Annotated in this window: 10 protein-coding genes; 6 read left to right on the top strand and 4 right to left on the bottom strand. The window is 44.8% G+C overall.

Translation table 11 applies throughout. The annotated features are described in order from the left end of the window. The 4 genes from AB4351_RS02685 to AB4351_RS02670 all read left to right on the top strand — a co-directional run bounded on the left by AB4351_RS02685 (position 1) and on the right by AB4351_RS02670 (position 3,170). Complete coding sequence (locus AB4351_RS02685) at positions 1-552, top strand: DsbE family thiol:disulfide interchange protein (RefSeq protein ID WP_017060653.1); 552 nt, start codon at positions 1-3, stop codon at positions 550-552. After that, positions 549-1,040: a cytochrome c-type biogenesis protein gene (locus AB4351_RS02680; RefSeq protein WP_017066364.1), complete on the top strand. Its 492-nt coding sequence runs from the start codon at positions 549-551 to the stop codon at positions 1,038-1,040. The genes AB4351_RS02685 and AB4351_RS02680 overlap by 4 nt, the downstream gene beginning before the upstream one ends. Continuing rightward, a complete protein-coding gene (gene ccmI / locus AB4351_RS02675) occupies positions 1,040-2,260 on the top strand; it encodes a c-type cytochrome biogenesis protein CcmI (protein ID WP_017064103.1) in 1,221 nt (406 codons plus the stop codon). Before AB4351_RS02680 ends, ccmI begins: the two co-directional genes overlap by 1 nt. Positions 2,261-2,384: 124 nt before the next feature. Further along, the gene (locus AB4351_RS02670) at positions 2,385-3,170 is read left to right on the top strand and encodes a VacJ family lipoprotein (protein WP_017064102.1); all 786 of its coding nucleotides are present in this window, start codon (positions 2,385-2,387) and stop codon (positions 3,168-3,170) included. 89 nt (positions 3,171-3,259) lie between these two features. On the opposite strand, the gene AB4351_RS02665 is transcribed toward AB4351_RS02670, so the two are convergent. The 4 genes from AB4351_RS02665 to AB4351_RS02650 all read right to left on the bottom strand — a co-directional run bounded on the left by AB4351_RS02665 (position 3,260) and on the right by AB4351_RS02650 (position 7,675). Beyond that, the gene (locus AB4351_RS02665) at positions 3,260-4,564 is read right to left on the bottom strand and encodes an outer membrane protein transport protein (RefSeq protein ID WP_372125013.1); all 1,305 of its coding nucleotides are present in this window, start codon (positions 4,562-4,564) and stop codon (positions 3,260-3,262) included. Between the two features lie 296 nt (positions 4,565-4,860). Then, positions 4,861-6,108, bottom strand: coding sequence for an outer membrane protein transport protein (locus AB4351_RS02660; protein WP_372125011.1), 1,248 nt, complete (start codon positions 6,106-6,108; stop codon positions 4,861-4,863). Between the two features lie 297 nt (positions 6,109-6,405). Further along, a complete protein-coding gene (locus tag AB4351_RS02655; RefSeq protein ID WP_017060647.1) occupies positions 6,406-7,134 on the bottom strand; it encodes a DUF3379 domain-containing protein in 729 nt (242 codons plus the stop codon). Then, positions 7,127-7,675: a sigma-70 family RNA polymerase sigma factor gene (locus AB4351_RS02650; RefSeq protein WP_017060646.1), complete on the bottom strand. Its 549-nt coding sequence runs from the start codon at positions 7,673-7,675 to the stop codon at positions 7,127-7,129. Before AB4351_RS02650 ends, AB4351_RS02655 begins: the two co-directional genes overlap by 8 nt. 552 nt (positions 7,676-8,227) lie before the next feature. Here AB4351_RS02650 and fadI point away from each other — a divergent pair. Both fadI and fadJ read left to right on the top strand, forming a co-directional pair. Next, positions 8,228-9,535 (top strand): acetyl-CoA C-acyltransferase FadI, encoded by a 1,308-nt coding sequence (fadI, locus tag AB4351_RS02645; RefSeq protein ID WP_017060645.1) that lies wholly within the window; start codon positions 8,228-8,230, stop codon positions 9,533-9,535. Then, positions 9,535-11,751 (top strand): fatty acid oxidation complex subunit alpha FadJ, encoded by a 2,217-nt coding sequence (fadJ, locus tag AB4351_RS02640; RefSeq protein ID WP_372125009.1) that lies wholly within the window; start codon positions 9,535-9,537, stop codon positions 11,749-11,751. Before fadI ends, fadJ begins: the two co-directional genes overlap by 1 nt. Positions 11,752-12,006 lie beyond the last annotated feature (255 nt).

Here is a 12,006-nt window from a genome sequence, read left to right as displayed (position 1 = left end):
ATGAACAAGAAGATTTTATTCATTCCATTGATTGCGTTCATGGTTCTAGCTGGAATCTTTGCAACGCAATTAATGCGCAACCAGTCGGGCGATGACCCAACTAAGCTAGAATCCGTATTGATTGGTAAGCCTGTTCCTGAGTTTGGTCTAGAAGACTTAGAACAACCAGGTAAGTTTCATGATCAAGCGATCTTTAAAGGCGAGCCACTGCTTCTTAACGTGTGGGCGACTTGGTGTCCTACTTGTTATGCAGAGCACTCTTACCTGAACAAGCTTGCGGATCAAGGCGTTAAGATCATTGGTCTTAACTACAAAGATGATCGCAACAAAGCGGTTGGTTGGCTAAAAGAGTTGGGTAACCCGTACCTAATTAGCCTGTTTGATGGTAATGGCATGCTAGGCCTTGACCTTGGCGTGTATGGCGCGCCTGAAACTTTCCTAATCGATGCTAACGGCGTAGTTCGCTACCGCCATGTTGGTGACGTGAACCCAACCAACTGGGCATCGACGCTTGAGCCGATGTATCAAGAGTTGTTGGAGGAATCGAAATGATTAGAAAGGCACTGATTACTCTATTCGCTACGTTCGCAATTTCAGCGACTGTTTCTGCTGCGCCTATCGAGTTCCATGAATTTGATACCGTAGATCAAGAACAGCAGTTTAAAGAGTTGAGTAATACGCTACGTTGCCCTAAATGTCAGAACAACACGATTGGTGATTCGAATGCTGAGCTAGCGGTCGACTTACGTCAAAAAGTGTACGAGATGACAAAAGACGGTAAGTCGAAGCAAGATATCATTGATTACATGATTGCTCGCTACGGTAACTTTGTGACTTACAATCCACCACTGACACTAGCAACATCGATCCTTTGGATTGGTCCGTTTGCGGTGGTTGTGTTTGGATTTGGCTTGATCATTTTGCGAAGCAGAAAGTCAAAATCGAAAGCGGCAGTAGAGTCAGATAAAGACTGGGATGCAGACAAAGAAGCTCGCTTAAAAGCGTTACTCGATGAAGAGAACGACGGAGATAAGAAGTAATGACTCTATTTTGGATTTCTACCATTATCCTTTCGCTAGCGGCAATTTTCTTAATTGTTCTGCCTTTCATTAACAAGAAGGCAAACAATGACGAAATGCTTCGCGACGAGTTGAACAAAGCATTCTATAAAGACCGTCTTGTCGAGTTAGAAGTAGAAGCAGAGGAAGGTCTTGTTGATAACCAACAAGAACTGATCGATGATTTGAAACAGTCTCTGCTTGATGATGTTCCTGCACAAGAAGAGATGAAGAAGACTCAAATCTCTACGCTTGGTGTGGTTGTACCGTCGATCATCCTTGTCGTCGTTGTGACTTATGGTATGTACTTTAAGTTCGGTGCGTTGGACAAAGTTCAACACTGGCAAGAAGTGAGCTCGAACCTTCCTGAATTGTCTAAAAAGCTAATGTCATCGGAAGGTGGTGCACTAACGGATGATGAGTTGGAAGATTTGACTCTAGCGCTTCGTACTCGTCTGCATTACCAACCAAAAGATTCAACAGGTTGGTTGCTACTCGGTCGTATTGCACTGGCTAACCGCGACGCTGAAACAGCAAAAGATTCTATGGAACGAGCTTACAAGCTTGAACCTAAGAATGAAGATGTTCAGTTAGGTTTCGCACAAGCACTGATGCTTTCTCCTGATGAAGCTGATCAAAACCAAGCTCGTTTGATTTTGAGCCGTTTGATTCAAAACGATTACGTTGACCTTCGTGTGTTCTCACTGCTTGCGTTTGATGCGTTTGAGCGTCAAGACTACCCAGGTGCGGTGAAGTACTGGAGCATCATGCAGCAGATGATTGGTCCACAAGACAGTCGCTATGAAATGCTTTCGCGCAGTATTGAAAGTGCTCAGAAGAAAATGGGCGACAATATGGGTGTCGACCAAGGTAAGACTGTTGCTGTAACGCTCGATCTATCTGCAGACGTGAATGCTGACCCTAACTCAGTGTTAATTGTTTCAGTACACAGAGCAGATGGTTCTCCAATGCCTATCGCAGCCGCTCGTTACCCACTAGGGACTTTCCCTCGTACTGTTGTTCTAGATGACGGCAACAGCATGCTGGAAGGACAAGAGCTGTCTAGCCTTGAAACTCTGATGGTTAGAGCTAGGCTTGATACAGACGGCAACGTTTCAACTCGCGAAGGCGATTGGTACGGTGAAAGTGAAGTGGTTGAACTGGGTGCTCCAGTTACCATTGATATCAATAAGCAATATTAATCATCACTTTGCATAGGTGTTAGCTATTCCGATTTGCAGATAAACGGTATAGACTTAGCCAAACAATTGAGGCCAGCGATTGCTGGCCTTTTTTATTATTTGAATTCCTTATGGAAAAGGTGATATGTCTGTCAGTGTTTTAAGACTCTCGAGTTTACTTTTTATCGCAAGCTTAACGGTTGGGTGTTCAAGTGCGCCGGACGAAAGTGTTGACGATGATAACCTCGAAACCTCTGAATACGTCGAAGAGTCCCACCCGAATGATCCTTTTGAAGGCTTCAACCGAGCGATGTGGGATATCAACTACGAATATCTAGATCCTTATTTAGTTCGCCCTGTTTCCCTCGCTTATGTTGACTACACCCCTGTGCCAGTACGTTCTGGTATATCCAATTTTCTAGCCAACTTAGACGAACCATCAAGCATGGTGAATAACCTTATTATGGGCAATGGTGAAAAAGCACTCGACCATTTCAATCGTTTTTGGATTAACTCAACGATTGGTTTGTTAGGCTTAATCGATATTGCCAGCGAAGCGGGGATCACCAAATACGATGATAAGTCGTTCTCTGATGCGATTGGTCATTACGGGGTAGGGAATGGTCCCTACTTCATGGTGCCGGGTTATGGCCCAATAACAACGCGTGAAGTAACTGAAACCGTTGATGGTATGTATGTGCCTCTGTCGTTCTTGAACTTCTGGGCTAGCTTAGGAAAGTGGGCATTCGAAGGCATGGAAACTCGTGCTCAGTTAGTGTCACAAGAAGCGCTGTTGGATGACTCGCCAGATCCATATGCGTTAACGCGAGATGTTTATATTCAACGTCGTGACTTTAAAGCCGAGATCGAGCCTGAAGAGGTCGACCTTGAAGAAGAAGATTTGATCGATGGTTATCTAGAAGATTACTAGAAACATGATTTAGAAAATCGATAAAAGAAAGGCTCGATGTTGATGCAACATCGAGCCTTTTTAATGCTTTCTACTTTTAGGGAGGTAGATTAGAAGCGGTAGTTCGCTTGGATACCTACTAGCCAGATGCTACCTGTTACTTCACCTTCGAAGTCACCACCAAATGGTGCAGAACTTGCGTCATCTTCAACCATTTTTGCGTCTTTAGCTAGAATGTAAGTGAAGCCAGCATCTAGAGTTAGTTGCTCAGACCATTGATATCCAGCACCAATGCTTAACCAAGTGCGGTCTGTTTCTGGGATCGTTGCCGTACGGTGCTCATCGCTTACCGCTGAAGTATCGTATGCGATACCAGAGCGTAGAGCTAACTTAGGCGTCATTTGGTAAGTAGTACCAAGAGCAAAGCGGTAGTTATCTTCCCAGTTCTCTTGCTTGATATCTTGAGTTCGAGCAGGACCGAATTCAGGGATGTCAGCTACTAGTTCTTTAAAGCTGCTCCAGTTAGTCCAGTTAACGCTCGCATGTACAGCGACCTTATCTGATAGTTGATGGAAGCTTGCTAGCTCGGCGGTAGCTGGCAATGCAAGTTGCATTGAGCCGTTATATTTTGACTTCACAGGAGTACCTAAAGCGCCAGCAACAGCATCAAAAGCGACACCATTTGCGTGGCCTTCAAGCGTTAGGTCTACTTCTGACTTGTAGGTAAAACCAAGGCGGTTGTTTTCATTGATCTGCCAAGCGGTACCAACTTGCCAGCCCCACGCTGTGTCATCACCTTCCATGTATTTTAAAGCTGTACCTTGAGGCATAGGAACTAGAGAGTTAACTGTAGATACCGCTCCAAAGCTACCTTCAGCCATGATGTAACGAATACCACCACCAATAGATACGCTTTCAAGTACTTGGTAAGCCGCGTTTAGGTTTAGCTCCATCGTAGTAACACTTGCTTCGTTACCGTGGTTTGCGCCACCAAAGTCTTTACCTAGGTCTGTTTCCATACCGTAGTTAGTGCCAGCAGCAAAGCCTAATGCGAACTTGTCGTTGTACTTATGAGAAACATAAAAGTTTGGGATTACTGCACTGTGCGCAAAATCGCTAGAATTTGACGAAGTAGATTGTCCCATCATGGACGTAGAAGTACCGTCGATATCGATGTTAGGGTCAACATAGATAGCACCAACAGAAACCTGAGTACCTTCTAGGTAAGTCAGCATGGCAGGGTTACGCCATTGTGCGTCTGCGCCGTCAGCCATTGCAGCTTCACCAGCGTATGCGCGGCCAAGGCCTGTTGCTGAGTATTCTGCTAGTTGAAAACCTGCCGCGTGAGTGACGGTAGAAGTCGAAAGTAGTCCAACTGCCACTGCAACAGATAGAAGAGTCTTATTCATTTTCATTATTATGTTCGCTGAATCATAAGTATTTAGTGTCGTGATTCTACGTTTAGAGTTATTACTTTAAAAATGAAATTCGAATAAAACAGTGTTTTAGGGATTAAATGAGTAAATGTGTTTAATTATTAGAGAAATAATCTAAATGTTTCGGCTGTGTTGCGAAGTTTGAGCGTACACTTGTAGGCATATTTTGCCTCTGCAGGCTACAGCTGTAAGCTTAAATTGATGTTGGTCAGTGGGTTATGCAATAAAAAAGGGTCGCGTAATGCGACCCTTTGGGGATTACTTATTGGCTTATATTAGAAGCTGTAGCTGTATTGGATACCAGCTAAGATAGCGTCTGCGTGAGTAGTTGCTGTTAGCGCACCATTACCCTCGTTTACATCTACATCTTCGCCTAGCAGGTAAGTGAAGCCAAAATCAACGGTATGTTGCTTCTCGAATGCATATGAGAAACCAGCTGAGAACCATTGACGATCAGAATCTGGCACTGAAATTGAAGTTAACTTATCTTGAGCTGCTGTGTCATACATGTAGCCAGCACGGAGAGTCCAAGCATCGTTTAAAAAATATGTACCACCAATTGCGTAATGCCATCCGTCTTGCCATTGGTATTCGCTAAGTGCTGTTCGTCCTGCTGGAGTATTGATATCTAGTGTATCGAATGTGCTCCACCCAATCCATTGAACAGAGTAATGGACTGCAAATTTAGTATCTTGAATTTCATGGTAACCAGAGAATTCAGCCATGCTCGGAAGAGAAAGGTAAACTTTATCTGCGGCAGCAGAGCTACCACCAACTGCTACATCACCATCAGCTTCGATTTCTGGACTGTAATGGTAAGATAGACCAAAACGGTTCGCTGAATCTAGCTCGTATACAGCACCGACATTCCAGCCAAGACCAATGCCATCAGCATCAATATCTACAGCATTTACTCCTAGTCCCGTTGGACGAACTAGTTTACCGCTGCCCTGAATAATATCTAAGCCAGCACCTAATGCTACTTGTTCATTTACACGATACGAAACAGTCAAGGCATAGTTTATGCTCTTGATCTCTGTAGTCCCACCGAACACCATTGCTCCAGGGCTCGTTGGTCCACCTAATCCGGCAGTACCAGCACCATAGCTGCTGTCAAAGTTATTAGTTGTACCAAAATTAGAGTAAATACCAGCACCAAAGGCCCAAGTATCATCTAGTCGGTGAATGTAGTAAATGTTTGGAACAGCAGTTCCGCTGCTGTTATTTGCGTCAGCAACTGGTACTTGACCTGCAAATGTAGTATCGGTTATATCAATATCAGTTTGGATATAGTTAACACCAACTGAAAATTCAGATGAGTCAAATAACGCCATACCTGCTGCGTTACGTGCCATCACAGAAGCGTTATCTGCAATTACTGCATCACCAGCGAAAGCACGACCAAGGCCGGTTGCTGATTGTGAGTTAAGTTGGAAACCTGCTGCCATCGCTTGCGAAGACGCCAGTGTGATTGTTACTGCTAAAAGAGACTTTTTAAACAGACGCGTGTTGTTGGTAGTCATTCATTTATTCCTTTATATATCCGCCTCTACAGGGCGATTAATTTGAGCAATTGCTCAATGGTGGCTGATCCTATTCGGAAGTATACGATATACAAATCCGACCATTGGGAATTTTGAGTGGAAAATTATGGAAATGACGCCTATCTGGCACGAAAATGGTGTGAAATGCTGTTTTTTAGAGTTTTAACTCTAGAGGTATTGGTGGTGTGAATGGTTTCGTGGTTTATTTATAAATAAAGCCCAGCAATATCAGTAATATAATTGCTGGGCCTTTTGTGACGGGGCTTTAAGAGCGAATTAGCTCATTGGTTTGATCATTTTTGTCAGCTTTTCGGCGATTTTGGAAACATCCTCACCATTTTCACCCACAAGGATTAAGCTGCTGCCATCTACGGGTGTTACCGAGCCGGACATGCCTTTTTCATCAAAATCGATAGGTTTGTCTGTTGGAATACCGGTTAAAAACAGTGTTACTTTGCCTTTTGCGCCTTGGAAGACCATATGTACTGCGTTGGATTTACCAAAGCCACAGTGGTTTAGGTAATAAACATGGTAAGGGAAAGCGTCATCAAACTGAAAAGCAAATGGGTTCATTTTTGCGTTGATCTGCTGCGATGTAACCTGTTCATCGATGCTACTAACAAAGCTCTTCTCATCAACAACATGCTTCATCGCTGTATCAACTAAACTAGCTTGCGCAGGTGAAACGAATGCATTTCCCCAATTCACTTGGCCAACTAATAAACCTGCAACGAATGCTACTGAGGCGGCCATTGCCATTGCTCGTCTCGCAAACGTTGGCCTTACTACTTTGCTTTCTTCGCTTGAGGTCTGATTGAACAGAATACGATCAGCAAGATCGTCTGGCACATCCACATTCATCGCAGAGTGGATCTGTTTATCAAGCGCTAGTACATCGTCTAAGAAGTTACTATTGGCTTCGCTATTCGCGGTCGCATCAACAATATCTTGTGTACGTTGTTTAGGTTCCGACAATACACGACGACGAAATTCCAAATCATCCATTATGTTGCCCCCTCTCTGCCTCTTCTGTATCCAACAGCTCTTTCAACTGATTTCGAGCTCTGAATAAACGTGTCATCACCGTGTTTTTGTTGAGATCGAGAATATCGGCAATCTCATCACCACTAAAACCACCAATCACTTGCAAGAAGAGAGGTTCACGGTAATCAATTTCAAGTTTCATGATCTGGGCTTGCAACCACTGATGCTGATGGTGCGGGTCATCACTGACACTAGCATCGTTACCGTGATCGTCGATATCAACCAGATCAAACTGTTTGCGTTCAAAACGTCGAGCGTTCTCGCGTCTCAAGATGGTAATCAGCCAAGATTTGGCGGCTTTTTCATCTTGAAGGCTATCGAGTGACTTCCATGCACGAAGGCAAGTTTCTTGAACTAAGTCTTCGGCAATGCTTTTGTCTTTGCATAACCAATAGGCGTAGCGAAAGAGGTCACGATGATAGGCGCGCACAAGTGCTTCGTATTTTCTTTGTTTGTCCATATCAGAGTTGACCGGACGCTTGGCTGTTTTCTTTCCAAACATTTTTATTATTGACACACGAGCCTCCATAATTGCTCTGCGTATAGCTGTCCTCTATACGTTGTGCTTCGTTTTTATATTTTTAGAGCTAACGATCGGCAGGAAATCGTAAAATCACATTAAAATTGATCTACTTCAAAATCTAAGGCCTCGAACCCGTTATAGTACACCTTGTCGTCTAGTTAGTCATTCGTGGCTAGCATGTTGAGCAAGACGACACTTCCTTTTGAAGGCTGACTTTACTTTCTCCTAATCAGGAAACTGATTATTTCAATTGGCGCTAAGTTAATTGCTTTATATACATTCCGACCACACAGCTTTGTGTGGTTTTTTTTTGCCTCAAGAAAACCATTCCCTACACAGCGATAACAGTCTTTGCTTACAATAGTTTAGTCTCTTACGACAACCTTTCCCCCCAAAAGGTTCGCCTGAATGCGCAGTTATATTTTCAAACAGTGAGATACTCGTATCACGTTTATTTAAACGCTCGTTTGATTTAATTAACAACTTCTTTACAATGCTTCAGGTCAGACCTCTTAACTTTAAGGAGAAACCATGGGCAAACAGGAAGTCAAAACGCGTTCTGGAGAACGTGTTGCCGTTGTCGCTGGATTACGAACCCCATTTGCTCGTCAGAGCACAGAATTTAGCCAAGTGCCTGCGGTTGACCTAGGCAAAATGGTTGTGAGCGAAATGCTTGCAAGAACGGATGTCGATCCTGCGCTTATCGAACAAGTTGTGTTCGGCCAAGTAGTGCAAATGCCAGAAGCGCCGAACATTGCGCGTGAAATCGTGTTGGGCACAGGCATGAACATCAATACCGATGCCTACAGTGTCACACGAGCATGTGCGACCAGCTTCCAAGCGGCAGTTAACGTGACCGAAAGCATTATGGCTGGCACGATTGATATCGGTATTGCGGGCGGTGCGGACTCTTCTTCTGTATTGCCTATCGGTGTTTCGAAAAAGTTAGCGGCAAATCTATTAGCGCTGAGTAAAACGAAAACTATGGGTCAAAAGCTGAAAATTCTTAAAACACTTTCCGTAAAAGATTTGATGCCAGTACCACCTGCAGTTGCTGAATACTCGACCGGTTTATCCATGGGACAAACGGCTGAGCAAATGGCTAAGACGCATGGTATTACTCGCGAAGCTCAAGATGCACTTGCTCACCGTTCTCACTCTTTGGCTTCTCAGGCATGGAAAGAAGGCAAGATTAAAGACGAAGTGATGACTGCATTCCCGGCGCCTTACAAAAAGTATCTAGCGGAAGACAACAACATTCGCCACGACTCAACGGTTGAAGGTTACGCTAAGCTGCGTCCTGCTTTTGATAGAAAGTACGGCAGTGTAACGGCAGCCAATGCTACGCCTCTTACCGATGGCGGTGCAGCAGTGATGTTGATGCGCGAAGGTAAAGCGAAAGAACTAGGCTTAGAAGTGCTTGGTTATATTCGTGGTTATGCGTTCTCAGCGATTGGTGTTGAAACAGATATGCTGATGGGCCCGACTTACGCGACCTCACAAGTATTAAAGAACACCGGTTTAGAGTTGTCAGACCTAACACTGATCGAAATGCACGAAGCATTCGCTGCCCAAGTTTTGGCTAACGTGAAAATGTTCGCAAGCGATGAGTTTGCACAGAAGAATCTTGGCCGCGATAAAGCGATCGGTGAGATTGATATGGAGAAGTTCAACGTGCTGGGTAGCTCGATTGCTTACGGACATCCGTTTGCAGCGACTGGCGCACGCATGATGACTCAAACATTACGTGAACTGAAACGTCGCGGTGGCGGCTTGGCACTGAACACAGCGTGTGCGGCTGGTGGTTTAGGTGCAGCAATGATCTTGGAGGTAGAATAATGTCTACGACTCTTGATGCAACAACAAAAAAAGAAACAGTCGCTCAACCAGATTCAACCTCTGCGACTGAATCAACCAAAAAGAAAGCGACAGCATTTACTCTCAATATCGATGAGCAAGATATTGCTTGGTTAGCGATTGATGTACCAAACGAGAAAATGAACACGCTGCAAGCGGCTTTTGCTGAAGAAATGAAAGCCATCTTCGAGCAACTCAAAGAAAAGCAAAGCCGAGTTAAGGGCCTAATCGTTCATTCTCTTAAGCCAGATAACTTTATCGCTGGTGCTGATGTAAGAATGCTTGATGCGTGTAAAACGGCTGACGAAGCACAGTCTCTGGCTCGCCAAGGGCAGGAGATGTTCCAAACGCTTTCTGAACTACCGTACCCAGTAGTCGCAGCGATTCACGGCCCATGTTTAGGTGGTGGTTTAGAGCTTGCACTGGCGTGTGATTACCGTGTATGTACCGATTCAGATAAGACTCGCGTTGGTCTGCCAGAAGTACAGTTAGGTCTGTTACCAGGCTCTGGCGGTACACAGCGTCTACCTCGCCTTATTGGTTTGTTGCCATCTCTTGACCTAATCCTTACGGGTAAGCAACTGCGCGCTAAGAAAGCGAAATCGCTCGGTGTTGTCGATGCTTGTGTGCCTGAAACTATCCTGCTTGAAGTCGCTAAAAGCTTTGTTGGAAAGAATACGGGCAGTAAAAAAGGTAAGCGCCTTGCGTCGAAAAGCCAAGCGTCGACCAAAGAAAAGCTGATTTCACGTAACGGCCTTGGTCGTAAAGTGATTTTTGAACAAGCTTCTAAGAAGACCAATCAGAAAACACGCGGCAATTACCCAGCAGCGGATGCGATTTTAGACGTGATTCGTTATGGCCTTGAGAACGGCTTTGATAAAGGTCTTCAGTATGAAGCGAAGCGTTTCTCAGAACTGGTTATGACTTCAGAGTCTAAAGCCCTTCGTTCGATTTTCTTTGCAACCACGGAAATGAAAAAAGAACACGGCGCAGACGCAGAACCCAAAGCGGTTAAGCGTGTTGGTGTGCTAGGCGGTGGTCTTATGGGCGCAGGCATCAGCCATGTCAGTGTTGCTAAGGCGAAAGTGCCTGTACGCATTAAAGACGTATCAAATGAAGGTGTACTGAACGCGCTTAACTACAACTTCAAGTTGTTCGATAAGCAGCGTAAGCGTCGCATTCTGAGCCGAGCGGGCCTTGAAAGTAAGATGCTTCAACTGTCTGGTGGTATCGACTTTACGAGCTTTAATCACACCGATGTGGTGATTGAAGCGGTATTTGAAGACCTCGACCTTAAGCAGTCAATGGTTGCGGACATCGAAGCCAATGCCAAGCCAGAGACTATTTTCGCGACGAATACGTCTTCATTGCCGATCCATAAGATTGCGGAGAAGGCGCAGCGACCAGAAAACGTGGTCGGTCTTCACTACTTCAGCCCAGCCGAAAAAATGCCGCTAGTAGAAGTTATCCCTCATGAAACTACGTCAGAAGAGACGATTTCTACGGTTGTTGCATTAGCGAAGAAGCAAGGTAAAACGCCGATTGTTGTGAAAGACACGGCTGGTTTTTATGTGAACCGTATTCTTGCTCCGTACATGAACGAAGCAGCGCATTTACTGCTAGCGAACGAGCCGATTGAAAAGCTCGACAGCACGTTATTGGACTTCGGTTTCCCGGTTGGTCCTATCACTTTATTAGATGAGGTGGGTGTTGATATCGGTGCGAAGATCATTCCGATTTTAGTGAATGAGCTTGGCGATCGTTTCCAAGGTCCTGATGTGTTCGATATTCTTTTGAATGACAATCGTAAAGGCCGCAAGAGTGGTAAAGGTTTCTACACTTACAAAGGCAAGAAGAAGGAGGTGGATAAGTCAGTTTACAAGCTGCTTGAGCTGCAACCAGATCCTAAGTTGAGCGATAACGATATCGCGATGCGCTGTGTGTTACCTATGCTAAACGAAGCGGTTCGTTGTCTAGACGACGGCATTATCCGCAGCCCTCGTGATGGTGATATCGGTGCGATTTTCGGTATCGGTTTCCCGCCATTCCTAGGTGGTCCGTTCCGTTATATGGATCAAATCGGCATTAAGTCACTGGTTGAGATGATGAACGATTTCGCTAAGAAGTACGGTGATCGTTTCGCGCCATGTGATGGCCTACTGACACGTGCTGGATTGGGTGAGTCTTTCTACAAGTAACTCTCTAACTCATTGATTAAGAAGCCCGTATCAAGCAATTGATGCGGGCTTTTCTGTTTTATGAACGAGTGTGAAAGGAATGAGATTCCCGACTCAGTCGTTCCTCCTTCTCGGGAATGATGATTGAGAGATAAAAAGTAAGTTATTGCGTTGATTAGAAAGGTGGTCAAACACACGTCAATCAAAACTACCGTCATCTCCTAAAGCGACGAAGGAGCGTAATAGGAGATCTGCTTTTGGGCTGCATCCAATAAA

The sequence above is a fragment of the Vibrio sp. 10N.261.51.F11 genome, assembly GCF_041471665.1.
Classification (GTDB): domain Bacteria; phylum Pseudomonadota; class Gammaproteobacteria; order Enterobacterales; family Vibrionaceae; genus Vibrio; species Vibrio crassostreae_C.
Note: the sequence above shows the minus strand (reverse complement) of the source record. Positions and strands in the feature narration are given on the sequence as shown.